The 23,245-nt window shown below is 62.6% G+C and carries 17 protein-coding genes; 6 read left to right on the top strand and 11 right to left on the bottom strand.

Annotation, left to right across the window (positions count from 1 at the left end; genetic code table 11):
* Positions 1-59 precede the first annotated feature (59 nt).
* From QRN41_RS08625 to QRN41_RS08590, 8 genes are all read right to left on the bottom strand, one after another.
* Positions 60-5,807, bottom strand: a complete 5,748-nt coding sequence (locus tag QRN41_RS08625) for a membrane-targeted effector domain-containing toxin (RefSeq protein WP_285421453.1) — start codon at positions 5,805-5,807, stop codon at positions 60-62.
* Between the two features lie 92 nt (positions 5,808-5,899).
* Positions 5,900-7,594 carry an N-acetylglucosamine-specific PTS transporter subunit IIBC gene (gene nagE / locus QRN41_RS08620; RefSeq protein WP_285421452.1) on the bottom strand — a complete coding sequence of 565 codons (1,695 nt, stop codon included), beginning with the start codon at positions 7,592-7,594 and terminating at the stop codon, positions 5,900-5,902.
* Between the two features lie 26 nt (positions 7,595-7,620).
* Positions 7,621-10,131 (bottom strand): phosphoenolpyruvate--protein phosphotransferase, encoded by a 2,511-nt coding sequence (gene ptsP / locus QRN41_RS08615; RefSeq protein ID WP_285421451.1) that lies wholly within the window; start codon positions 10,129-10,131, stop codon positions 7,621-7,623.
* A gap of 36 nt (positions 10,132-10,167) precedes the next feature.
* On the bottom strand, positions 10,168-11,190 hold the full coding sequence (locus QRN41_RS08610) for an SIS domain-containing protein (protein ID WP_285421450.1): 1,023 nt from the start codon (positions 11,188-11,190) through the stop codon (positions 10,168-10,170).
* Entirely contained in the window at positions 11,171-12,277 is a 1,107-nt protein-coding gene (nagA, locus tag QRN41_RS08605) for an N-acetylglucosamine-6-phosphate deacetylase (protein ID WP_040269359.1), read from the bottom strand. Before nagA ends, QRN41_RS08610 begins: the two co-directional genes overlap by 20 nt.
* Before the next feature lie 53 nt (positions 12,278-12,330).
* A complete protein-coding gene (locus QRN41_RS08600) occupies positions 12,331-13,062 on the bottom strand; it encodes a GntR family transcriptional regulator (protein WP_034100353.1) in 732 nt (243 codons plus the stop codon).
* Positions 13,063-13,325: 263 nt separating this feature from the next.
* Positions 13,326-13,829: a L,D-transpeptidase family protein gene (locus QRN41_RS08595; protein WP_285421449.1), complete on the bottom strand. Its 504-nt coding sequence runs from the start codon at positions 13,827-13,829 to the stop codon at positions 13,326-13,328.
* A 35-nt stretch (positions 13,830-13,864) separates the two neighbouring features.
* Entirely contained in the window at positions 13,865-14,413 is a 549-nt protein-coding gene (locus QRN41_RS08590) for an NUDIX hydrolase (RefSeq protein WP_034139192.1), read from the bottom strand.
* 147 nt (positions 14,414-14,560) lie between these two features.
* On the opposite strand from QRN41_RS08590, the gene QRN41_RS08585 reads away from it, so the two are divergent.
* From QRN41_RS08585 to purT, 5 genes are all read left to right on the top strand, one after another.
* Positions 14,561-15,163 (top strand): CoA pyrophosphatase, encoded by a 603-nt coding sequence (locus QRN41_RS08585; protein WP_034100348.1) that lies wholly within the window; start codon positions 14,561-14,563, stop codon positions 15,161-15,163.
* Between the two features lie 36 nt (positions 15,164-15,199).
* Complete coding sequence (locus QRN41_RS08580) at positions 15,200-15,724, top strand: gamma carbonic anhydrase family protein (protein WP_034139191.1); 525 nt, start codon at positions 15,200-15,202, stop codon at positions 15,722-15,724.
* The gene (locus tag QRN41_RS08575) at positions 15,721-15,936 is read left to right on the top strand and encodes a DUF1289 domain-containing protein (RefSeq protein WP_034139190.1); all 216 of its coding nucleotides are present in this window, start codon (positions 15,721-15,723) and stop codon (positions 15,934-15,936) included. Before QRN41_RS08580 ends, QRN41_RS08575 begins: the two co-directional genes overlap by 4 nt.
* A 134-nt stretch (positions 15,937-16,070) precedes the next feature.
* Positions 16,071-16,538 carry a VUT family protein gene (locus QRN41_RS08570; protein WP_034100344.1) on the top strand — a complete coding sequence of 156 codons (468 nt, stop codon included), beginning with the start codon at positions 16,071-16,073 and terminating at the stop codon, positions 16,536-16,538.
* A 69-nt stretch (positions 16,539-16,607) separates the two neighbouring features.
* Positions 16,608-17,789 carry a formate-dependent phosphoribosylglycinamide formyltransferase gene (purT, locus tag QRN41_RS08565; RefSeq protein ID WP_017139720.1) on the top strand — a complete coding sequence of 394 codons (1,182 nt, stop codon included), beginning with the start codon at positions 16,608-16,610 and terminating at the stop codon, positions 17,787-17,789.
* 83 nt (positions 17,790-17,872) lie between these two features.
* Here purT and QRN41_RS08560 read toward each other — a convergent pair whose 3' ends face one another.
* From QRN41_RS08560 to QRN41_RS08550, 3 genes are all read right to left on the bottom strand, one after another.
* Positions 17,873-19,183: an MFS transporter gene (locus QRN41_RS08560; protein WP_034100341.1), complete on the bottom strand. Its 1,311-nt coding sequence runs from the start codon at positions 19,181-19,183 to the stop codon at positions 17,873-17,875.
* A 282-nt stretch (positions 19,184-19,465) separates the two neighbouring features.
* Positions 19,466-20,704, bottom strand: coding sequence for a transporter associated domain-containing protein (locus QRN41_RS08555; RefSeq protein ID WP_285421448.1), 1,239 nt, complete (start codon positions 20,702-20,704; stop codon positions 19,466-19,468).
* Positions 20,705-20,716: 12 nt separating this feature from the next.
* Complete coding sequence (locus QRN41_RS08550; protein WP_167416641.1) at positions 20,717-21,529, bottom strand: cytochrome C assembly family protein; 813 nt, start codon at positions 21,527-21,529, stop codon at positions 20,717-20,719.
* A 219-nt stretch (positions 21,530-21,748) separates the two neighbouring features.
* On the opposite strand from QRN41_RS08550, the gene ffh reads away from it, so the two are divergent.
* The gene (gene ffh, locus QRN41_RS08545) at positions 21,749-23,125 is read left to right on the top strand and encodes a signal recognition particle protein (RefSeq protein WP_034100336.1); all 1,377 of its coding nucleotides are present in this window, start codon (positions 21,749-21,751) and stop codon (positions 23,123-23,125) included.
* Positions 23,126-23,245: the final 120 nt, after the last annotated feature.

The raw sequence follows: 23,245 nt of genomic DNA, 5'->3' as shown, positions 1-23,245 counted from the left end.
CAGCCACTCCAAGCAACCCGCCGAGCCTTTATGGTCGGCGGGTTTTTTGTGGCCGGTGTTCAGGGGGCCGGTGTCAGTTTCACCTCTTCCCTCAAGGCTTCGATCAGGGTGTTCTGGAACTCGAAGCGCTGTTCTTTCATGTTCCAGCGGTCGATGAAAAACAGCCCGTTGTCGTCTACCTGAATTGGCGTGGAAACGATCTCGCCGCTACGGGAGCGGTGCAGGATGTTGGTTTCGGCAGCTGATGGGCGTTCCACCAGAAAGAAACCGGGTCGAGTCAGTTTCGAGCGGTCGGCGGCAGGAAAGGGCAGGAGCGTCTGGGTGCCTGCGATACCGACGTCTAGCTTGAAGTCGCTACGCACGGCAATCCAGTAGGCTCCCTGAATGTCCGTCTCCCAATAACCGCGATGCAGGCTGCGCGACAGGGTGGGCGCGACGTCGCGAATATGCAGGCTGATGGCGCCCTGCAATTCGGCCAGCCCCGGCACCCCGAGCTGAGTATTGGTGTGGCCGCTGCCCACGAACGCCACCCATTTGTGCGGGCCATGGGCAGTCTGGTCTGCCTTGATTACCTGAGCGGCAAAATAGCTGAACAGTTGATTGCGATCGGTGATGCCCTCCAGGCCTTTGACGTGATAGCTGGCCGTACAGTCCAGGGCGCGAACGCGAATGCCGTATTTGCCGGCGGCCTGAACCACTTCGGAATAACTGTTAGGGCCTCGGTACAGCGGCATATGCCCGCTGTCCTGGCGCTTGAGGTAAGCCTTGAGTTCGTCGGGCAGGCGCTGGGTGCGATGGAACAGGTCCAGTTGTGCCTGATGCAGGTCGGTCAGCAGGTGCTCGACATATAAGGTTTTGAAGCCTTGTTGCTTGAGGGTCTTCATCTGTTTGCGCAGGAACGCTTTGCTCGCCTGGGCCGAGTGGGCTTCGCCAATCACCAGCCCCGAGAACGTGCTGTCACTGACCTGCTTGAGGAAAGCTTCCGGTGTGGTGTCCGTTCCCAGCTGCGGCAGTTCCGGTCGGGGCGTGGCGTGATAGTCGGCAAAAAACGCTCGGGCCTTGGCCTTCAACTGCGTGCGTAGCGCCACAAAGGCATCGAATGCTGCACGACTGCGGGCACCGCTGGGGGCGTAACGCGTGTCCAGGCCCCTGGGGTGTTCGGCCAGGCTGGCGATGTCGTCCCTGAAGGTTGGCGCAATGTCGAACTCACTGAAGTGACCGGGCTGGGGTGCACTCTCCGCGATACTGGGTTGGGGGGCTTTGTAGTCGGTGTGCAGGGTCATACGGTAATCGGCCTTGGCCAGTCCATCGCCGGGAATCGCGCCGGGAGTATCCAGCCAAAGGCCGACAGGTTGGTTCGCGCCCACGTCGTCGATGCGCAACGCCACCGCATTGTGCAGGTCGGCCAGCCCCGGGGTTTGATTGAAGCTGCGCATCCGGGACGGTTCGACCAAGGCCACCCAGCGTTCATCCATGGCGTCGACGCTGTCGGCTTGAATCACTTTATGGGAATAGAAGTTTCTCAGGTCATTGCCCCGTGGCGTGGTGGACGGCGTATTACCGAGCAGGGTCAGCGAGTCTTCGAGTTGATAGGTCGTCGTGGCATCGAGGGCGCAGATTTGCACCTTTTTTTCCTGCGCTTTACCTAGCAGGGCAGCGTAGGAAAACTCCGCGTCGTCGGCGATGCCGAAGGCGCTGTCGATACTCCGCATATGCTGCTGGATGTGCCGCCAGGACTGGCCCTTGTTGAATTTCTCCAGTTTCGGCCGGAACACGTCCCCCGGCAGGTATTCCACGTACAGGCGCTTGAAGCCTTTTTCGATCAGGGCGTCCATCTGTTGCATCAGCACCTGTTTACTGGCGATGGAGCCGGGTACCGCCCCAATGACCAGGTTCTTGTTGCCGGCGAACACATCGCTGTCGAGCAGTTGCCTGAAGGTTGTGCTCGCCTCTATGGGCGGCGCGGGCGCGCGGGTGGGGATCGGGTCGAGGAATCGGAAAAAATTGCGCGCATCCTTGATCAGCCGCTCGACTTTTTGCACGTAAACCGGCTGCAAGTGTTTCACGCTGTCGGCCGCGGACGACAACACCGTATAGGCTGGCACGTCGCGTTCGCGGCCCAGCCGTATGAGTTCTTCGCGCACGTTCGGGTTGATCACCGTCGTCAGGTCGCGCCAGTGTTTCTCCGGCATTTCATACTGGGCAAACGGTTGGGGTGTCTCTGGTAGCGCTTCATATTTCGGGCCGCCGCCGGCCACTCCGGTACGACGCCATACGCCCTCGGCATTGGGGGCGGCCACGCGGGTGGTCGAGACCAACCTGCCGCTGAGCGGATCGAGCCGATACAGCAAATAGCGCCCGATCACATCCGGCGTACGGCTCGCCCACAAGGCTTGCCCTTCGAACATCACCGGCTGCATGTTGGCGGGCACCGCAGGGGCGGGCTCCAGTTGCCGGATCAATTTCATGGCGCGCAGGTGTTCGTTCTTGGCTGCGGCCAGACGCAACGGTTTGCCAGTCGGCCTGAGGCCGCGCAATACCGGGCGCAAGTCGGTGAACACCGCGCCGGCGCTGTTGAACAGGTACCCGGCCAGGTGTTCCAGTGTCGCGCCGGTGTCGCCCTGGTGATAGGCGTGCAGGGCGAGCATGGCGTCCTTGAAAGCCAGCAACATCCCGGTGCTCAGGCTCAGCACCGGGTAGGGCGCGGTGGCGATAGCGGTGACCCATTCCACACAGGTCCAGAGAATGCCGGTCACCATTTGCGTGCGGTTGACCGTGGTGCCCGTGACGTTATCGATCTTGCGTTGCAGTTTCATGTTGTACAGCAGCTGGCGCAGGTCGGTAACAGGCGGCACGCCGGCTATGGCGTCGTAGCGCGCCGGACTGAGGCTGGTGCTATCCAAGTGCGCGGGCAGCAGGCGCCGCGCTTCTTCCAGAAAGCTGCGCACTCGCGCCTGGGATTGAACGCCGACCCGGTTGACCAGGTAGCCGATCCAGCCGGGCTGGGTCTTGAGCAGGTAATTGAACAGCCGAGCCTCGCGAAAACTGATGCCGTCGGGCGCTTGCGGGGTGTACAGCAGGACCGGGTTGTCGGCGTGGCTGAACAGGTAGGTGTCGATCACCCAATCGCCATCGATCATCAAGCGGTGGATGGCGTAGGTCTTGCGGGTCTGCACGGTGGTGTCGCCCAGGCTGGCGATGCTTTTTTTCAGCCAATTCAAGTCCACCCCGGCGATGTCGCCTTTGAGCTGCGCCTCGATGGCTCCACTGAGCAACTGGCGTTGGGTGATGGCCAGAATGGCATTGCGCCGGAAGTCATAGGCCGGGCTGTCGGCATTCAGCAGTTCGCGTCTGACTTTGTCTGTGTAGCGCTGACCGATCCACACCCCGGTGACCGAGCGCGCGACCTTTTCGGCGGTCAGTGCGCTCAGGTCGATACCCTCCGGGCCCCTGAAGGTGGCCGAGCGGGAAAATTTCTCATCGAGAAAGCCCACCCCGTCGGCGTAGCCGTCGCGAAACAATTGGGTGTAGGTCATCGGTTCGGGGCGCGAGGCAAGAACTAATGTCGGCGGGGCATAGACCCAGACGGTATCCGGGTCGACGTCATTCCCTGGGCGGCCCAGCAGGCCATTCAAGCGTTGTCGTGCCTGGTCATGGAGGTAGGTGTTGAAGCTGTGGAAATTAGCCTCCGAGAGCGGATGTTCGTGGTAGGCCTGCAGCGCCCCTTCGGCGTCCTCGGCGGCGGTCACCAGTTGTTTGCGCACCTCATCGGTGGTCGAGCGGTACCAGTTCGGGGTGCTGAACGCATAGTCGTCGATACGCGCCGACAGCACATGGCGCGACATCGCTTGCAGGCATTCGGCGTGGCTGGCGGTGGTGCTGAAGGTGACCTCTTTGTATTCCTCGGCGTGGTATTTGAGGCTCAGGTTGCTGAGTACGTGCTGCATCGCCGCGCGAAAACGCAGCGGCACGCGGGTGATCAGGTAATCGGTCATGCTCCCCGGCGCGGCCTTCAGGCCGTTGTCCAAGGTCCAGCCGAGGATATGTTGCTGGCAGGCCCGTTCCGTGTCGAAGGCCTTGAATTGCTGGTCGCGCGGCGCTTCAGGGGTGCACAGCAGCACGCGGTCCACGACGCCGCTGGCGTTCGTGCGGCGCAGCACCCACAGGTCCTGAAGCTGTGCGCCGTGCAGCGACAGGGTATTGGCCCCCACGGTGGCGGCGCTGAGCTGCGGGTCGGTGCCTTCGCGCAGACGCTCAAGCAGTTGCAGGTCGCTCTCCAGCAGATGACCTTGCAGGTGGGCGATATACGCCAATGCGACGATACGTTGATCGAGCATGTGCTCAACCGCGCGCCGCACTTCTGCCCGGCCATGCAGATCGCGTTGCGCATCGGCGAAGTCCAGGCGCGGTTGCAGGGTGGCCATTTGCTGCGCCAGCCAGGCGACGTTCAGATCCTGATAGGCCGGCGGCAGGGGCGCATCCTTGTAAGTGAGGACGGTGTTGGCGAGGAAGTCGGAGCCCGGCTTTTCATCGTCGGTATGCAGGCCGCGCAAGGCCAGCTCGATCAGCGTGCGGTCGTGATCGTAATGGCCGACATTGGGGACGAAGCGTCGGGTGCTGACCAGCAAGTGCTGGGGTTCCAGGTCGTGGATGTCCAACTCGTCCGCCAGCCGTTCCAGCCATTGATAGCGTGCCAGCGTGCGGGGGGTGGTGGCCGGGTTCAACACCTCCAGCATTGCCCGGCGCGCCTGATCGTAGCCCTTGAGGCGCTCGGCCAGGGTGCTGCGCGCAACCTCGCTGGCGCTGCGGTACCAGTCCGGCGCGCTGTAACGCAGGCAGCGTTCGAGCAGGGTCTGGGCTCGCAGTTCAAGGCGGGCGGTGAGGTCGGGCAGGGCGGCATCGATGGCATGCTCGACAGCCTCAATGAGTTGCGCGGCGTTTTGGTCCGGGTTGTCCACAAGGCTTAACGCGCGCTCGATGTCCAGGGTGCGCCGGTCGATCAGCACTTCGTTGACGTGCTCGAACAGCGGCTTATCGCTGATGGGCGACAGCGTCAGCGGCCAGATTCCGCTGCTACCCAGCGCCTGGTAGCGCACTGGCAGCAGCGCCCTGAATTCCTCGGTGCTGGCGGGGTGTTCGAACTGCTGGTGCAGGCGTCTGTCCAGCAGCGCCAATGAATCGAATGACTCGACGCCCCGCGCCGGAGTGAACAGCAGCACCTGGCCGACATCCTGCGGGGCGGTGAGGCTGCTCGGCACGGGATGGTTTTTTTCGGTCACCACAAACGCACCGGCCAGCTCGACGGTCTGCTCCTGATAGCTGAAGCGCAACGCATACAGCCCCGGGCGCAGGGTTGGGTACAGCGACACCTTTTCAAGCATCGCGCCTTCTTGTGGGTGCAACAGCCGATCCTGCACGCCGAGCTTGGCTTCGTGGGTCAGGGCGATGAAGCCGGCGTCGAAGGTCATAAAGGATTTGCGTGGTTTGCCGTCGATCTGGTGGGCCAGATCCAGTTGTCGCAACCGGGTATCGAGGTTGGCCTTGAGGGTGGCGAGCAAGGCTTGTCCTGCTTCGCTGCGCAGATCGCTGTCGCGCAGTGTTCCGTAGTGGACACGCGCATGTTCAAGGTATTGCCGGCGGGCGCCACGGATCAGCCCGTTCAAGCGTTCGAGATAACGCAGGTCAGGCGAGGGGGCTTTCTCCGGGATCAACAGTGTGGGGGATTCGAGCAGATGCTGGCCGATCTGATTGAGGTAGGCCTTTATCTCATCGAACGTCGGGGCGATAGGGGGGCTGGACGTGCTCACGGGCACATTCTCCATGCTGAGGGAAAGAACCCTTAGCTTGGAGAATGGCGCCGTGAACGGGCTGTAGATAAGTCAGTGGTGCCCCCCGCCGGTCAGGCGTTGAGCGGGCGGGTCAGGCGTTCCAGCGCCTCGCCCAATCCGGTTGCGTTGTCACCGACCAGCAGGTGCCAAACGCCGCTGTCGAGCTGGCTGATGCCCTGGCAGCCCAGCGCCGTCAGTTGCGCTTCGGACAAGGCTGAATCATCGCCCAGCACCACCCGCAGGCGGGTCATGGCCAGCGCTTCCAATTGGCGCACATTCGCGCGTCCGCCCAAGGCGTTCAGCCATTGCTCGGCGTGCTGCTCATTCACCGCTTTCGGTTTATCCACAGGTGCCGCTGCCACCGGTGCGGTAGCGACGAATGACGGCATGGCCAAGCGAATTTCATCGGCGATGCTATCGGCCATCGGCCCGACCACCACCTGCAGGCTGCCACCGTTGCCGGGGCGCACTACGGCCATGGCGCCCAGCGCCTTGAGGTCGGCATCCAGCGCTTTGTTGCGATCCACCATATCCAGGCGCAGGCGGGTGGTGCAGGCGCCGACGCTGAGCAGGTTGTCCGCACCGCCCAGGGCGCGGATATAGGCGCTGGCGCGTTGGTTGTCGGTCAGGGTTTGCATCGGCGCGGCTTGGATATCTTCACGCCCCGGCGTTTTCAGGTTGAAGCGGCGGATGCAATAGCTGAACACGCTGTAGTAGATCAGCGCATACGCCAAGCCGACCGGGACCACCAACCAACCATTGGTGGACTTGCCCCAACCCAGCACCATATCGATAAAGCCACCGGAGAAGGTGAAGCCGAGGTGGATGTTCAACATATTGGTGACGGCCATCGACAGACCCGTCAGTACTGCATGGATCAGGTACAAAAATGGCGCGAGGAACATAAACGCGAATTCGATCGGCTCGGTCACCCCGGTCAGAAACGATGTCAGGGCCATCGACAGGAAAATCCCGCCCATGACCTTGCGCCGCTCCGGCAAAGCGTTGCGGTACATCGCCAGGCACGCGGCGGGCAGGCCGAACAGCATCACCGGGAACATGCCGGTCATGAACTGGCCGCCCTTGGGGTCGCCGGCAAAGTAGCGGGTCAGGTCGCCCGTGACCACCGCGCCGGTGGCCGGGTCGGTAAAACTGCCGAACACGAACCAGGCCATGTTGTTGAGGATGTGGTGCAGACCGGTGACGATCAGCAGGCGGTTGAACACGCCGAACACGAATGCGCCGAGGCTGCCGCTTTCCATCAGCAGTACGCCGAAGCTGTTGATGCCATGCTGGATCGGTGGCCAGATCAGGCCGAACACCACGCCCAAGCCCACGGCAGAGAACCCGGTGACAATCGGCACAAACCGCCGGCCGCCGAAAAACGCCAGGTACTCCGGCAGCTTGATGTCCTTGAAGCGGTTGTACAGCGCCCCGGCCATCAAGCCGCTGGCGATACCGGCGAGCATGCCCATGTTGATCGTGGTGTCCATCACCTTGAGGGTGGAGATCATCACCAGATAACCGATGGCCCCGGCCAAGCCGGCGGTGCCGTTATTGTCGCGGGCAAAACCCACGGCGATACCGATGGCGAAGATCAGCGCCAGGTTGGCGAAAATCGCCTGACCGGCATCGTGCATCACCGCAATGTTCAGAAGGTCGGTGTCGCCCAGGCGCAGCAGCAGGCCGGCGATCGGCAGGATCGCGATCGGCAGCATCAGTGCACGGCCCAGGCGTTGCAGGCCTTCGATAAAGTGCTGGTACATGGCATGTCTCCCTTTTCTTGTTGTTGTCAGCTCAGCGGCCAGTGGCGTTGACAGGCTTGGCGAACGGCCGCGGCACTGCTCAGGTCGAGCAGCCCTTGGCTCAGTTGCCGGCAGTGCGCCGCCTCCAGATGGCGGACGCGGTCTTTGATCTCGGCTATTTGAAGCGGGCTGACGGACAGCTCGCTGACCCCCAGCCCCACCAGTACCGGGGTGGCGAGCGGATCGGAGGCCAGGGCGCCGCACACGCCGACCCAACGCCCGTGCTTGGCCGCGCCGGCGCAGGTTTGGGCGATCAGGCGCAACAGCGCCGGGTGCAGGGCATCAACGCGGGCCGCGAGCCCCGCGTGGTCGCGGTCCATGGCCAGGGTGTACTGGGACAGGTCGTTGGTGCCGATGGAGAGAAAATCCGCATGCCGGGCCAGTTGCTCGGCCAATAGCGCGGCGGCAGGCACTTCGATCATCACGCCCAGTTCCGGACGCACGCTCAGTTCCAGCTCCATACACAGTTGGTCGAGACGCTGGCGGATGTGCAGCAGTTCGTCGACTTCGCTGACCATCGGCAGCAGGATGCGGCAACGCCCCAGCGGCGTGACTTGCAACAGCGCGCGCAGTTGTTGATCGAGCAATTGGGGCCGTACCTGGGCCAGGCGAATACCACGCAAGCCCAGCACCGGGTTGGCTTCCGCCGGCAGCGGCAGATAGTCGAGCTGTTTGTCACCGCCCACATCGATGGTGCGGATGATCACCGATTTTTCGCCCATGGCATCCAGCACCGCTTGATAGGCCTGGCGTTGCTCCTGCTCATCCGGCGCGGTGCGACGCTCGACGAACAGGAATTCGGTGCGCAGCAGGCCGACGCCATCGGCACCGTTCTCGAACGCTACCTGTGCCTCGGCGCTGGAGGCGACATTGGCCGCCACTTCAATGCTCACCCCGTCGCGGGTCTGCGCCGGCTGGTGTGCCTGGGTTTGTTGCTGCTGGCGCCGGCGTTTTTGCGCGTCGCGAATCCGATGCACTTCGGCGTGACGCGCCTCGCTGGGCGCCAATTCGAGGCGCCCATTGGCCGCGTCGAGCACCACCCGTTGGCCTTGGGGCACGTCGAGCACTTCGGCGCCGAGGGCGACCACACAGGGCAGCCCTTTGCCTCGGGCGAGGATCGCCACATGGGAGGTGGCGCCGCCTTCGGCCATGCAGAGGCCCACCGCGTGTTGTGCACTCAATTGCAGCAGGTCCGATGGGGTCAGTTCATGGGCGCTGACGATGGCCCCGGCGGGCAGTTCGAACTGCCAGGCTTCGCCGAGCAATGCACGTAGCACCCGTTGCTGCAGGTCGCGCAGGTCATTGGCGCGTTCGGCGAACAGCGGCTTGCCCAAGCCCAGCAACACCTGGCACTGGGCCTGGATCGCATCGCGCCAGGCGTGGGTGGCCGCGCTGCCGCGTTCGATGGCGGCGTTGGCGGCGTCCAGCAATGCGGGGTCTTCCAGCAAGGCCAAATGGGCGGCGAAGATCTCTTCTTCCTCCACGGCTTTACGGTGGCGGGCCTGTGCCAGGGTGGTGCGGATTTCTCCGCGCACTTGTTCCAGCGCCGCGTCCAGGCGCTGCAGTTGTTCATCGGCTTGATGATTGCCGGGATCGGGCGCCAGCTCCACACCGGCCATGCGCAACAGCGGCCCGCACACCAGCCCGGGCGCCGCGCACACGCCTTGCAGCACGCCGGCCTCGGCAGTGACCCGCACGGGCGCGGCGGCGGCCGGCGCGTGAGGGGCATCGCCGATGGGCTGGGACAGCGCCGCCACCAACCCTTGCAGTGCGGCTTCGCAATCCTTGCCGCGGCATGTCACACGCACCTCGTCGCCTTCTCCCACGCCCAGCCCCATCACGCCCATCAAGCTGTCGCACGCCGCTGAGTGACCGGCGAAATGCAGGCGTGACTGGCTGCTGAACCCCTGCGCCGCCTTGCGGATCAGCGCCGCCGGGCGCGCATGCAAACCGCCCCGATGTGTGACGCGCACCAGGGCGCTGGCTTCAGCGTCGCTGCTGTCCACAGCCGTGCGCACCGAAGCGGCCGCGCGCGCCGTAATCTGCATAAACGGCTCGCCGACCTTGACCGAGTCAATCCCCAGCGGACGCAATTGGAAGTGCTCGCCATTGGTGAGGATGATCAGGCTGATCAGGCTTTTGCAGTGGCGTGCGACACGGTCCAGATCGAACTGCAGCAACACCTGGCCCCGGCTGACCCGTGCGCCCTGTTCCACGCGCAGGGCAAAGCCCTGGCCGATGAGCGCCACCGTGTCGATGCCCACGTGCATCAGCAGTTCGGCGCCGTTGTCGGCGCGGATCGTTAGCGCATGGCCGGTGCGGGCTACTTGGATGATCTCGCCGTCGCACGGCGCGTGCAGGCAATCGTTCAACGGATCGATGGCCAGGCCGTCGCCCATGGCACCACTGGCGAATACCTCGTCGGGCACATTGCCCAGGGCCAGCACCGGCCCGCTTAAAGGGGCGCTGAGGGTCAGGTCATTGTTGTTATTGGACATGGGCACGGTACTCATCAGGAAAACACGGCAAGCGACTCAGTGGGTGCGGGTGACTTTGCTCAGGTGGCGCGGCTGGTCCGGGTCCATGCCTCGCGCCACGGCCAGGCCGGCCGCCATCACGTAGAAACTCTGGATCGCCAGGATCGGGTCCAGGCTCGGGTGTTCGGCGCGGCTCAGGGTCAGGTCGCGTTCGGCGATATCGTCCGGCGCGGCCAGCAGCACGCGGGCGCCGCGTTGGCGCATGTCGGCGGCCAAGCTCAGCAGACCAGCCTGCTCGGCGCCGCGCGGGGCGAACACCAACAGCGGGTAGTTGTTATCGATCAAGGCCATCGGGCCGTGACGTACTTCGGCGCTGCTGAAGGCTTCGGCCTGGATCGCCGAGGTTTCCTTGAGCTTGAGCGCGGCTTCCTGGGCAATGGCGAAACCGGCGCCACGACCGATCACCATCAGGCGTTGGCTGTCGCGCAGGGCGTTGATGGCGGGGCTCCAATCCTGCTTGGCGGCGGCGCGCAATTCATCGGGCAACGCGCGGCATGCGCGCAGCAGCTCGGCTTCCTGGTTCCAGTGGCCGATCAACTGCGCCGTGGCGCTAAGGGTGGCGATAAAACTTTTGGTGGCGGCGACACTCAGTTCCGGCCCGGCGCACAGCGGTACGTGGAATTCGCACGCGGCTTCCAGGGGCGAATCTTCGGCATTGACCAACGAGATGCTCAAGGCGCCACGCTTGCGCAGCAGGCGCAGGCTGTTGACCAGATCAGGGCTCTGGCCCGATTGGGAAAACCCGAACGCCACCTGGCCACTGACCTTCAATGGCGCTTGCAACAACGTGACCACCGACATCGGCAATGACGCCACCGGCACACCCACATGCTGCATGGCCAAGTAGGCGAAGTAACTGGCGGCATGGTCGGAGCTGCCGCGGGCGATGGTCATTGCCACTTGCGGCGGCTGGCGACGCAGGCGACCGGCAATCTCTTCCAGCAACGGATCCAAACGTTGCAACTGCGCGGCAACCGCGTCAGCGGAGGCCAGGGCCTCTTCAAGCATTTTTGAAGTCAATGGTGTCTCCTTCGACCATTACGTCAGTGAGGTGCAGGGAACGGTCCAGGCGCACGCAGTCGGCAAAGCTGCCGGGTTGCAGGCGGCCGCGTTCTTCCAGGCCCAGGTAATCCGCGGGGAATTGCGACAGGCGCTGCGAGGCTTCGTGAAGCGGCAGGCCGATCTTCACCAGGTTACGCAGCGCCTGATCCATGGTCAGGGTGCTGCCGGCCAGGGTGCCGTCGGCCAGACGCACGCCGCCCAGGCATTTGGTCACGGTGTGGCTGCCCAGCTTGTATTCTCCGTCGGGCATGCCGGCGGCGGCGGTGGAGTCGGTGACGCAGTACAGGCACGGGATCGACCGCAACGCCACGCGGATGGCGCCGGGGTGTACGTGCAGCAAATCCGGGATCAATTCGGCGTAGGTGGCATGGGCCAGCGCGGCGCCGACAATGCCGGGTTCGCGGTGATGCAGGGGGCTCATGGCGTTGTACAAATGGGTGAAGCTGGTAGCGCCAGCGGCCAGGGCCGCAACGCCCTCTTCATAGCTGCCCAGGGTGTGACCGATCTGCATGCGCACGCCGCGTTGGCTGAGGGCGCGGATCAGGCCGTCATGGCCGGCGATTTCCGGAGCAATGGTGATCACCCGGATCGGCGCCAGTCGCAGATAGGCTTCCACTTCGGCCATCAGCGCGGTGTGGGCGAAGTTGGGCTGGGCGCCGAGTTTTCCCGGATTGATGTAGGGCCCTTCCAGATGCACCCCAAGTACCCGGGCGCAGCCAACGGGGCGTTGCTCGCAGAACGCGCCGAGCTGGCCGAGGACACTGGAGATTTCATCCACCGGTGCGGTCATGGTGGTGGCCAGCAGCGAGGTGGTGCCGAAGCGCACATGGGTGCGGGTGATGGTCTCGAAGGCCGTGGCGCCTTCCATGATGTCCTTGCCGCCACCGCCGTGTACATGCAGGTCGATAAAACCGGGCAGCAGGTAGGGCAGGTCGTTGTCGGCCGGGTCGCACGGCTGGCCGTGGACGGCGATGACCTTGCCGTGCTCGTGCACCAGGCGGCCGCGCACCCAGCCTTGGGGCGTAAGGATATTGTCTTCGGACATGGGCAGTTCTCTGTGTCTCGCAAAGGGTCGCAACGTCAGCGCCGCGCGGCGTTTTAACGTCGAAGTTCGGCGACGAAGTCGTAGTAGTCGTTGCGACAGTAGGTGTCGGTGATTTCGATCGGTGTGTTGTCGGCGGTGTAGCCGACCCGGGTCATCAGCAGCATGGCGGTGCCGGGGGCGATGCCCACCAGGTTGGCGAACTCGTCCGAGGCGTTGATCGCCTGAATATGCTGCAGCGCGCGCATGATGGGTTTGTTGACGCCGTCCAGGTATTCGTACAGCGAGTTGCCGACGGACTGCGGCTGTGGCAGTACGCTGGCGGGCAGGGTGGTCATCTCGATCGCCATCACCGTGTCATCGGCCTTACGCAGGCGCTTGAGCCGTGCGACTTTGTCGGTGGGCGACAGGCCCAGGCGGATCAGTTCTTCATGGGTCGGCGGGGTGATCTCGCGCTCCAGCCACTGTGAGCTGGGCACGAAACCCTTGAGGCGCAACATCTCGCTGAACCCCGACAGGCGCGACAACGGCTGCTCCAGGCGCGGCGTGATAAAAGTCCCGGAGCCCTGGCTGCGGCGGATCAGGCCCTGGCTGAGCAACACTTCCAGCGCCTTGCGCGCGGTAACCCGCGAAATGCTCAACTGCTCGCTGAGTGTTCGCTCCGACGGCAGAGCTTGTTCGGACGTCCATCGACCGGCATGAATGGCGGCCTCCAGATTGCGCGCCAATTGCAGGTACAGCGGCGTGGATTGTTTATCGTCGGGGCGCAGGGTGAGGATGTGGTTCATTTGTGAGGTGTCCGATGCGGTTATTGGTGTTCTGGCACTCGGTATGGGGCGCAAGCTAATACCACTTAAATACCATGTCAATGCTGCCAAAACGGTGCGAATCCATGATTTAGGGCGCGATATTGGTGCTGTTTGGTAAGTGGTATTAGAGAGGTCTTTGTGGCGCGCAGAAATGCACAGGCCCGCGCGGTGAACTGGTATTCACCGGTAGGCCTCGCCAGGGGCGATAGAAGTTTTTGAATTATTTTACGAGCGGTCGACGGTTACGGCCGGATCTCGATCAGGGTGCCGTCTTTGACCAGGTTCCAGACTTCGCGCATGTCGACGTTGCGCATGCCGATGCAGCCGTCGGTCCAGTCCAGGGTATGAAACCACTGCTCCGGGTAGTCCTCGGTGTCGGGGGTGCCGTGGATCATGATCATGCTGCCCGGGTTCACGCCCTCGCGGCGCGCGCGTGCGGCATCGCTGATATTGGGGTAGGAAATGTGCATGGCCAGGTTGAAGCGCTCGCTGGTCTTGCGCCAGTCGATCCAGTACAGCCCTTCGGGCGTACGGCGGTCGCCTTCGATCAGTTTGTGGCCTTTGGGGTTTTTGCCCAGGGAAATGCGATAAGTCTTGAAAGGCTTGCCGTCATTGATCAACTGCAATTGATGAGCGGACTTGAGCACCAGCACCTTTTCGACCGTTTTACCGCTCGCGGTTTGCAGGGTGGAGGCTGATGACAATAGGGCGAACGACAGGCAGAACAGAGCAAGCAACCAACGCATTGAAACGATTTCCCTTTGAAGGCCGTCTGCCGTTGTTATTGGGCGGGTTTGGCAAGTGGCGGCACCGACTCGCTGCGCACCGGGTAGGCGTGCTGGCGGCGGTCAGCGAAGAAGCATTCTAAGGTACGCCCGACGGTGCGGAAAGCCAGCTCGGACCAAGGGATGTCAGCCTCGGCGAACAGCTTCACTTCCAGGCTTTCGGCGCCGGCGGCGAAGTCCAGGTCGATCAGCTCGGCACGGTAGAAAATATGCACCTGGCTGATATGCGGCACATTGATCAAGGTATAGAGGCTCAAGTCACGTACGCGGGCGCAGGCTTCTTCCAGGGTTTCGCGCATGGCGGCCTGTTCCACGGTTTCACCGTTCTCCATGAAACCGGCGGGCAGGGTCCAGTAACCCAGGCGCGGCTCGATGGCGCGGCGGCACAACAGCACTTGATCGCCCCACACCGGCACGGTGCCGGCGACGATGTTGGGGTTCTGATAATGAATGGTCGAACAGTGATCGCACACATAACGCAGGCGCGCGTCGCCGTCGGGAATGCGTTGGGTCACCGGTTTACCGCACTGGCTGCAGAATTTCATGCTGGGGTTCCTGGAAAGTCCATCCATCTTGGCTTGGGGTCAGGCGTTCCTGCAAGTTGTCGTTTCGCGACACGGTCATGGTTTTGGGGTTGGGCGCCTGCACGCTTTGGTGCATGATGCCAGGTAGCCAACAGATCGAGATGACTCATGCTGGACGAGCTACTTCGCCGGGTAAGCAATCACACGCCGCACACGTTGGAGACCGACGGACGTTTCCCCGAGGCCGCCGTTCTGGTGCCGATTACCCGCAGTGACGAACCTGAGCTGATCCTGACCCTGCGCGCCAGCGGCCTGTCGACCCATGGTGGCGAAGTGGCCTTTCCCGGCGGGCGTCGCGACCCGGAAGACCCGGACCTGGTCTTTACCGCCCTGCGTGAAGCCGAAGAAGAAATCGGCTTGGCGCCGGGCCTGGTGGAGGTCATCGGGCCACTCAGTCCGCTGATCTCCTTGCACGGTATCCGCGTCACCCCCTACGTAGGTGTGATTCCCGATTACGTGGAGTACCTGGCCAACGATGCCGAGATTGCCGCGGTCTTCAGCGTCCCGTTGGATTTTTTCCGACAGGACCCGCGGGAGCATACCCACCGAATCGATTACCAGGGCCGCAGTTGGTACGTGCCCAGCTACCGTTTCGGTGAATACAAGATTTGGGGGCTGACGGCGATCATGATCGTCGAGCTGATCAACCTGCTCTATGACGACGCGCAGATCAGCCTGCACCAGCCGCCCAAGAGCTTTATCCATAAATAAGCCATCCATTCAATGGCAACGCCGTGAGGGAACACCATGAAATACCGCCTGGGCGATGCCCGCGTCGAGACCCATCCACACAGCTGGGTGGCGCCCAACGCCACGCTGGTGGGCAAGGTCAAACTGGAGGAGGGCGCCAACGTCTGGTTCAACGCGGTATTGCGCGGCGACAACGAACTGATCCTGATCGGCAAGAACAGCAACGTGCAGGATGGCAGCGTGATGCACACTGACATGGGCTACCCGCTGACCCTCGGCACCGGCGTGACCATCGGCCATAACGCCATGTTGCACGGCTGCACCGTCGGCGATTACAGCCTGATCGGCATCAATGCGGTGGTGCTCAACGGCGCGAAGATTGGCAAGCATTGCATCATTGGCGCTAACTCGCTGATCGGCGAAGGCAAGGAGATTCCCGATGGCTCGCTGGTGATGGGTTCGCCGGGCAAAGTGGTGCGTGAATTGACCGAGGCGCAGAAGAGGATGCTCGAGGCCAGTGCCGCGCACTATGTACACAATTCGCAGCGTTATGCCCGTGACCTGGCTGAGCAGGAAGAATGAGTGCAATTGAACGACCTGTTGCATCGCCCTGCGTGAGCATTTGCGCGCTGGATGATGACGACATCTGTACCGGCTGCCAGCGTACCGTGGATGAAATCACGCGTTGGAGTCGCATGGCTAATGCCGAGCGCCGGGTAGTGTTGGGCTTGTGCCATGAGCGGGCCTTGGCGAATGGGTTGGTGTTTATGGCTTCTGGTAAGTCCGGCGCCTGAACCATTGCTATCGGGGGCAAGCCCCCTCCCACATTTGAAAGCGTGTGGGAGGGGCTTGCCCCCGATCCCCCCCAGACGACATCTGTCTTAATGTGAAGTACCCTGTGCCCCTTATACACAGGGCCCATCCCGCCATGCTCTTCCTGATCGCCTATATCAGCAGCGTCGTGCTGATCAACTTCGCCTTCTCCACCGCCCCGCACCTGGATGTGATCTGGTCCGCCTGGGGTGGCCTGGTGTTTATCCTGCGCGACATGGTGCAAACCCGCTTCGGCCACGGCGCGATCATCGCCATGCTGGCCGCGCTGGTGCTGTCCTATATCACTTCCGACCCGTCCATCGCCCTGGCCAGTGCCACGGCATTCGCGGTGTCCGAGTGCATCGACTGGCTGGTGTTCACCATCACCAAGCGCCCGCTCCACGATCGCCTGTGGATAAGTTCGGCGCTGAGCATCCCCCTCGATACGTTTATCTTCTTCGGCCTGATCGGCGCGTTGACGCCGATGGTGGTGGGCACCGCGCTGGTGTCGAAATTCGCCGGGGTCACTGCGGTGTGGCTGATCATGGCCTGGCGCGTGCGCAAACGGGCGGTCGCCAACTGAGGCCAATTTTTACAGTTCATGTAAAATGCCGGCCTTTCTCCCCATGATCCGCTCCCCTGAGGACCTGAGATGACCCGAATCGGAACTCCATTGTCGCCAACCGCGACCCGCGTTTTGCTGTGTGGCTGCGGTGAACTGGGCAAGGAAGTGGTAATCGAACTGCAACGCCTGGGCGTTGAAGTGATTGCCGTGGATCGTTACGCCAATGCGCCGGCCATGCAGGTGGCCCATCGTAGCCATGTGATCAACATGCTTGACGGCGCCGCCCTGCGTGCGGTGATCGAAGCGGAAAAACCGCACTTCATCGTGCCGGAAATCGAAGCCATCGCCACCGCTACCTTGGTGGAGCTGGAGGCCGAAGGCTTCACCGTGATCCCGACCGCACGCGCCACGTCGCTGACCATGAACCGTGAAGGCATCCGTCGCCTGGCCGCCGAGGAACTGGACCTGCCGACCTCGCCGTACCACTTCGCCGACACCTTCGAGGACTACAGCAAGGCCGTTCAGGACCTGGGCTTCCCGTGTGTGGTCAAGCCGGTGATGAGTTCGTCGGGCAAGGGCCAGAGCCTGTTGCGCAGCGCCGATGACGTGCAGAAAGCCTGGGACTATGCCCAGGAAGGCGGACGTGCCGGTAAAGGCCGGGTGATCATCGAAGGCTTTATCGATTTCGACTACGAAATCACCTTGCTGACCGTGCGCCATATCGGCGGCACCACGTTCTGCGCGCCGGTTGGTCATCGTCAGGAAAAAGGCGACTACCAGGAATCCTGGCAGCCACAGGCCATGAGCCCGATTGCCCTGGCCGAATCCGAGCGCGTGGCCAAGGCCGTGACCGAGGCTCTGGGCGGACGTGGTTTGTTCGGCGTGGAATTGTTCATCAAGGGCGATCAAGTGTGGTTCAGCGAAGTATCGCCGCGCCCGCATGACACCGGTCTGGTGACCCTGATTTCCCAGGACCTGTCGCAATTCGCCTTGCACGCACGCGCCATTCTCGGCCTGCCGATCCCGTTGATCCGTCAGTTCGGGCCATCGGCGTCGGCGGTGATCCTGGTGGAAGGGCAGTCGACCCAGACCGCTTTCGCCAATCTCGGCGCGGCTTTGAGCGAGCCGGATACAGCATTGCGTCTGTTCGGTAAGCCAGAAGTGAATGGCCAGCGCCGCATGGGTGTGGCGTTGGCGCGGGATGAGTCGATTGAAGCGGCTCGGGCCAAGGCTACCCGTGCTTCCAAAGCGGTTGTTGTAGAACTCTAAAAGCATCGGGGGCAAGCCCCCTCCCACTTTGATTTGTGAATACAGTCAAATGTGGGAGGGGGCTTGCCCCCGATAGCGGCCTATCAGCCCACCCTGTTCAAATCGTTATCCCGCGTCTCTTTCAGGCACAGCACCGCAATCAAACTGAGCAGTGCCGCCGCCGACACATATCCACCGACATAACTCAGCCCTCCCATTGCCACCAGCTTGGTCGCGAAAAACGGCGCGGCCGATGCGCCAACGATGCCACCCAGGTTATACGCCGCCGAAGCCCCGGTATAACGCACGCGGGTCGGGAACAGCTCCGGCAGCAAGGCGCCCATCGGTGCGAACGTCACGCCCATCAGAAACAGCTCCAATGCCAGGAACAAGGCCACGGCCCAGGTGGAACCATGGGTCAGCAGTGGTTCCATGGTGAAACCGGACAGAATCGCCAGAATCGCACCGACGATCAGCACGGGTTTGCGGCCATAGCGGTCGCTGGCCAAGGCGGCAATCGGCGTGGCCAGGCCCATGAACAACACGGCGAAGCACAGCAGGCCGAGGAACGTCTCGCGGCTGTAACCCAGGGTGGAAACACCATAGCTCAGAGAAAATGCGGTGGTGATGTAGAACAGCGCATAGCACACCACCATCGACGCGGCGCCCAGCAGCACTGGCAGCCAATGCTGGCTGAACAGCTCCACCAGCGGCACTTTCACTGGTGCTTGCTTAGCTACGGCCTTGGCGAACACCGGCGTTTCATGCAGCTTCAGACGCGCATACAAACCGACCATCACCAGTGCGGCGCTGAGGATGAACGGGATGCGCCAGCCCCAACTGCGGAACTGTTCGTCGCTCAGGCTCATGGCCAGGATAAGAAACAGGCCGTTGGCCGCCAGGAAGCCAATCGAGGGGCCTAGTTGCGGGAACATACCGAACCAGGCGCGCTTACCCTTGGGCGCGTTCTCGGTGGCCAGCAGCGCCGCGCCACCCCATTCGCCGCCAAGGCCCAGGCCTTGCCCGAAACGCAGCACACACAACAGGATCGGCGCCCAGGCTCCAATGCTGTCATAGCCGGGTAGCAAGCCGATCAGCGTCGTACACACGCCCATCAGCAGCAACGAAGCCACCAGTGTGGACTTGCGGCCGATGCGATCGCCGAAATGGCCGAACAGTGCCGAGCCCAGCGGGCGGGCAATAAAGGCGATACCGAAAGTGAGGAAAGACGCCAGCATCTGCGCGGTGCCCGAACTCTGCGGGAAGAACACCGGGCCGATCACCAGTGCCGCAGCGGTGGCATAGATATAGAAATCATAGAATTCGATGGCAGTGCCGACGATGCTCGCGGTAGCGACCCGTGCGGTGGAGTTGCTCGGGGCGGCGGTCGCGGCCTCGTTATAGGTGGTGCTCATGGCAGTATCCCTGACGGTCGTTGCGCGTTTGGACGCGGATTATTATTGGTCGAACACCCATGGATCAGGGTTGCACGCGGGGCGGCTCGGGATGGGAGCGAACACCGGTCGGACATGGTGAATCGATGCCTGGACGCGCTGAGTGCGGGTAGCACGCGGTCTGGCAGAGCTTGGATAAGCCGCAGGGATTATAGGAAGGGGGGTGGAATTGTAACAAGGCCTGACACGGTGCAAATCAACCTGTGGAGAAGGGGCCCACGTTTAGTTTTGGTTGATCAGAAGTTATGCGGCGACAGGCATTCTGCTGGTATGCCAGATCAACACCTTGCTCACGCGGTTATCTTCGGTCTCGAGGATTTCCAGGCGGTAACGCCCGATCTTCAGGCACACCGCGCAATCCGGGATGGTCTCCAGTGCTTCGGTCACCAGGCCGTTGAGGGTTTTGGGGCCGTCGCTGGGTAAGTGCCAGCCCAGGCTTTTGTTCAGCTCACGGATCGAAGCGGCGCCGTCGATGATGTAACGACCATCCGGCTGGGCCTGGATGTGCGGGTTATCCGCGCCTTGCTCGCTTTCGAATTCGCCGACGATTTCTTCGAGGATGTCTTCCAGGGTGACAATCCCCAGCACTTCGCCGTACTCGTCCACCACCATGCCCAGACGACGCTGCTGCTTGTGGAAGTTCAGCAGTTGCAACTGCAGCGGCGTGCTTTCCGGAACGAAGTAGGGGTCGTGGCAGGCGGCGAGCAACGCCTCTTTGGTCAGGCTGGCGTCGGGCAGCAAATGCTGGATCTGCCGCGTATTCAACACCGCCTGCACCTGGTTGATATCGCTGTGGAACACCGGCAAGCGCGTACGCTCGGAGGCGCGCAGTTGTTCGATGATCGCGTCGATCGGCTCGTCCAGGTTGATGCCGTCGACTTCACTGCGCGGCACCAGGATGTCATTGACCGTGATGTTGTCCAGGGCGTGGATGCCGGGCATGCCGTGGGCTTGGCTTTTATCGGTTGCCTGCTCCGGTTCATCATCGTGATCGGGCAGCGGCTCGTCGCTTTTTTTGACTGCGCCAGTCTTGCGGGCGAAGGGACGCAATAGCATCAGGCTGATGCCATTGAGCAACCACGCCAGGGGATAGAGGATCTTCAGTGGCACGCCCAGCAACGTATTGCCAAAACCGAGCACCGCTTGCGGATGACGGGTAGCCAGGGCGCGGGGCAGGTAGTCGGCCAGCACCAGGAGGACCGCGCAAGAAATCAGCCAGCCCAGCCACGGACCGTTTTCCGCCCAGGCGTAAATCGCCAGCAGCGTACACAGAATGACCACCACCCCACGGCACAGCGTATTGCACAGGATCAGGCTGTCACGCGGGAAATTCAGGCGGGCGGCGGCCTTGTCGCCCTGGCGCGTGCCGGGGCGCAGGGCCAGCAGGTGTTGCTGGGCGGCTTCTATGGCGGTAAACAGCCCGGCCCATAACACCAGCAGGGCGATTACCGCGAGCATAGGCCCCAGGGGCAAATTGTCCATGATCGCTGCCCGTCAGATATGCAGGATGTATTCGCGAACCAGCTTGCTGCCGAAATAGGCCAGCATCAGCAGGCAGAAACCGGCCAGGGTCCAGCGGATTGCCTTATGCCCGCGCCAGCCGAGACGGTTACGGCCCCACAACAACACGCTGAACACCACCCACGCCAGGCAGGCCAGCAGGGTTTTATGCACCAGGTGCTGGGCGAACAGGTTCTCGACGAACAGCCAGCCGGAAATCAGCGACAGCGACAGCAACGTCCAACCGGCCCATAGGAAACCGAACAGCAGGCTCTCCATGGTTTGCAGCGGTGGGAAGTTCTTGATCAGGCCCAATGGGTGTTTGTGCTTGAGCTGGTGGTCCTGCAACAGCAGGAGCAGGGACTGGAATACGGCAATGGTGAACATGCCGTAGGCCAGGATCGACAGCAGGATGTGGGCGAGAATGCCCGGTTCTTCGTCGATCACCTGCACGGTACCGGTGGGCGCGAACTGCGCCAGCAGCACCGTCAACATGCCCAGTGGGAAGAGCAGCACCAGCAGGTTTTCTACGGGAATGCGGGAGCAGGCGAGCAGCGTCAGGGCAATCACCGCGGCGGCGATCAGGCTGGCGGCGCTGAAGAAGTCCAGGCCCAGGCCGATCGGCGTCATCAAATGGGTGAACAGGCTCGCGGCATGTGCCAGCAGGGCGAGGACGCCCAAGCCGACCAGCAGGCGTTTGTCGGCCTTGGCGCATTGGGCCAGGCGGGTGCCCTGATAGAGGGTCGCAGCGGCATATAAAAGGGCGGCGGCGAGGCTGGGTAGCAAACTGGGTGGCAAAGGGAGCATAAATCCTGTTAGGCAAGCCCGAAAGGCGCTGAGTTTGGCATACACCTGCGTTCCACGAAAGACTCCCGCGCCAGACAGCGGGTGTGCATGGGCGCAGTCTTCGCTATAATCCGCGACCTGCCCCCGCCGCAGGCTCGCCGGCCGCTGTTTCTAATAGCGATTTACCACAGCCTGGGCCGCCATTACCTCGGTCTACCATAGGGCCTGAAAGGATCGCGCATGTTTGAAAACTTGACTGACCGTCTCTCGCAGACGCTGCGCCACGTTACCGGCAAGGCCAAGCTGACCGAGGACAATATTAAAGACACCCTGCGCGAAGTGCGCATGGCACTGCTGGAAGCCGACGTCGCCTTGCCTGTGGTCAAGGACTTCGTCAACTCGGTCAAGGAGCGCGCAGTCGGCACCGAAGTGTCCCGCAGCCTGACTCCGGGCCAGGCGTTTGTGAAAATCGTCCAGGCCGAACTCGAAAGCCTGATGGGCGCTGCCAACGAAGACCTCAACCTCAGCGCCGTGCCACCGGCCGTCGTGCTGATGGCCGGTCTGCAAGGCGCGGGTAAGACCACCACCGCCGGCAAGCTGGCGCGCTTCCTTAAAGAGCGCAAGAAGAAATCAGTGATGGTGGTGTCGGCCGACGTGTACCGTCCGGCGGCCATCAAACAGTTGGAAATGCTTGCCGGCGAAGTGGGCGTGACCTTCTTCCCGTCCGACCTGAGCCAGAAGCCGGTCGACATCGCCAACGCTGCTATTAAAGAAGCCCGGCTGAAGTTCATCGACGTGGTTATCGTCGATACCGCCGGTCGCCTGCACATCGACGAAGAGATGATGGGCGAGATCAAGGCGCTGCATGCCGCGATCAACCCGGTCGAAACGCTGTTCGTGGTTGACGCCATGACCGGCCAGGACGCGGCGAACACCGCCAAGGCCTTCGGCGACGCGCTGCCACTGACGGGCGTGATCCTCACCAAGGTCGACGGCGATGCCCGTGGCGGTGCCGCTTTGTCGGTGCGCTCGATTACCGGCAAGCCGATCAAGTTCATCGGTATGGGCGAGAAGAGCGAAGCGCTCGAACCGTTCCACCCTGAGCGTATCGCCTCGCGCATCCTCGGCATGGGCGACGTGCTCAGCCTGATCGAGCAGGCCGAAGCCACCCTCGACAAGGACAAGGCCGACAAGCTCGCCAAGAAACTGAAGAAGGGCAAGGGCTTCGACCTCGAAGACTTCCGCGACCAGTTGCAACAAATGAAGAACATGGGCGGCCTCGGCGGCCTGATGGACAAGCTGCCAAACATCGGTGGCGTGAACCTGGCGCAGATGGGCAATGCCCAGGGCGCGGCAGAGAAGCAGTTCAAGCAGATGGAAGCCATCATCAACTCCATGACCCCGGCCGAGCGCCGCGACCCTGAGCTGATCAGCGGTTCGCGCAAGCGTCGGATCGCCATGGGTTCCGGCACTCAGGTGCAGGACATCGGCCGCTTGATCAAGCAGCACAAGCAGATGCAGAAGATGATGAAGAAATTCTCCGCCAAAGGCGGCATGGCCAAGATGATGCGCGGCATGGGCGGTATGTTGCCCGGCGGCGGCATGCCGAAAATGTAAAGAATTCGAGCAAGGGCTCGCTCTTGCTCCGCCCCACAGGGATGTGGGATCTCCAGCAAACCCGCCGTTGGCGGGTGCTGACTCGCTGTTTTAACCGACGGCTCTCCAGCAGATCTGAGT

This window comes from Pseudomonas sp. efr-133-TYG-23 (assembly GCF_030209215.1).
Taxonomy (GTDB): Bacteria; Pseudomonadota; Gammaproteobacteria; order Pseudomonadales; family Pseudomonadaceae; genus Aquipseudomonas; species Aquipseudomonas rhodesiae.
Note: the sequence above shows the minus strand (reverse complement) of the source record. Positions and strands in the feature narration are given on the sequence as shown.

Coding starts and splice junctions, on each gene's coding strand:
- QRN41_RS08590 (WP_034139192.1), bottom strand. CDS start 14,413: ATGAAATTCTGCAGCCAGTGCGGTAAACCGGTGACCCAACGCATTCCC.
- QRN41_RS08575 (WP_034139190.1), top strand. CDS start 15,721: ATGAGTGCAATTGAACGACCTGTTGCATCGCCCTGCGTGAGCATTTGC.
- QRN41_RS08595 (WP_285421449.1), bottom strand. CDS start 13,829: ATGCGTTGGTTGCTTGCTCTGTTCTGCCTGTCGTTCGCCCTATTGTCA.
- nagE (WP_285421452.1), bottom strand. CDS start 7,594: ATGTACCAGCACTTTATCGAAGGCCTGCAACGCCTGGGCCGTGCACTG.
- QRN41_RS08585 (WP_034100348.1), top strand. CDS start 14,561: ATGCTGGACGAGCTACTTCGCCGGGTAAGCAATCACACGCCGCACACG.
- QRN41_RS08600 (WP_034100353.1), bottom strand. CDS start 13,062: ATGAACCACATCCTCACCCTGCGCCCCGACGATAAACAATCCACGCCG.
- ptsP (WP_285421451.1), bottom strand. CDS start 10,131: ATGTCCAATAACAACAATGACCTGACCCTCAGCGCCCCTTTAAGCGGG.
- QRN41_RS08555 (WP_285421448.1), bottom strand. CDS start 20,704: ATGGACAATTTGCCCCTGGGGCCTATGCTCGCGGTAATCGCCCTGCTG.
- QRN41_RS08550 (WP_167416641.1), bottom strand. CDS start 21,529: ATGCTCCCTTTGCCACCCAGTTTGCTACCCAGCCTCGCCGCCGCCCTT.
- ffh (WP_034100336.1), top strand. CDS start 21,749: ATGTTTGAAAACTTGACTGACCGTCTCTCGCAGACGCTGCGCCACGTT.
- nagA (WP_040269359.1), bottom strand. CDS start 12,277: ATGTCCGAAGACAATATCCTTACGCCCCAAGGCTGGGTGCGCGGCCGC.
- purT (WP_017139720.1), top strand. CDS start 16,608: ATGACCCGAATCGGAACTCCATTGTCGCCAACCGCGACCCGCGTTTTG.
- QRN41_RS08580 (WP_034139191.1), top strand. CDS start 15,200: ATGAAATACCGCCTGGGCGATGCCCGCGTCGAGACCCATCCACACAGC.
- QRN41_RS08570 (WP_034100344.1), top strand. CDS start 16,071: ATGCTCTTCCTGATCGCCTATATCAGCAGCGTCGTGCTGATCAACTTC.
- QRN41_RS08560 (WP_034100341.1), bottom strand. CDS start 19,183: ATGAGCACCACCTATAACGAGGCCGCGACCGCCGCCCCGAGCAACTCC.